This window comes from Syntrophomonas palmitatica JCM 14374 (assembly GCF_001311885.1).
GTDB lineage: Bacteria > Bacillota > Syntrophomonadia > Syntrophomonadales > Syntrophomonadaceae > Syntrophomonas_A > Syntrophomonas_A palmitatica.
Map to the genome: position 1 here is coordinate 1 of NZ_BBCE01000054.1, position 991 is coordinate 991.

Below are 991 nucleotides of genomic sequence, written 5' to 3' on the forward strand. Positions count from 1 at the left end.
TAGAATCTTCCGATACCTATACGGTGATGTTGACGGCAAGAATCCCGATCAGTACAAAAGAAGAGCTTGATGCGGTGCGCAACAATCTTCCGGGTCACTATATATTGCTGAACGACATCGACTTAGGAGGCGCAAATTGGGAGCCTTACGGCAGTTTTTCAGGAAGCTTCGATGCAAACGGACACACCATATATAACTTTAATATCAATAAAAGTAGTTCAAACAATGTCGGTTTTTTCAGCGTTATCGAAGCAGGTGCGGAAGTAAAGAACCTGACCCTAAAGAATTATGTCGTTACCGGCCGCGAGTATGTGGGCGGCCTGGCGGGTAAAAATTTCGGACGCATCACCGGCTGCAGCGCCGAGGGCAGTGTTGCCGGCAGCTATCACCAGGTCGGCGGCCTGGCGGGCTATAATGAAGGTACCATCGAAAACAGCCATGCCACCGGCAGCGTGACCGGCGAAGGATCAAATAATGTCGGCGGTCTTGTAGGGTATAACAAAGGAGGAACGATTACCGGCTGTTATGCCACAGGAGATGTGTACAGCCAATGGGTGCGAGTTGGCGGTCTGGCCGGATTAAACGAAAACGGAAAAATAACTGCGAGTTATGCCGCAGGGAATGTGAGCAGCAAAGACAATTCCTTAGGGGGCTTGGCAGGCGCAAACTCTGGCATTGGGACCATAGCCGACTGCTATGCCACCGGCAGCGTTACAAATCAGAACGCGGCTAAGTCTTCTATCGGCGGTTTGGTGGGAGAAAATTCCGGGACCGCTTCCATCACCAATTGCTATGCAATCGGAGCCGTATCCGGCGGTGCCAATTATATGGGCGGCCTGGTGGGTAAAAATAGCAGCAGCGGTTCCATCAGCAGATCATATTACAACACCGAAACCTGCGGAGCCGGTGCCGATAATGGGATAGGCACAGGAAAAACCACAACGGAGCTGAAGCAGCAGGCAACCTTTGCCGGATGGAATTTTATCAACGG

General features: G+C 51.4%; 1 protein-coding gene. It reads left to right on the plus strand.

Translation table 11 applies throughout. The annotated features are described in order from the left end of the window. On the plus strand, nt 1-991 hold a 991-nt coding region (locus JCM14374_RS12855), incomplete at both ends, for a GLUG motif-containing protein (protein ID WP_278279285.1).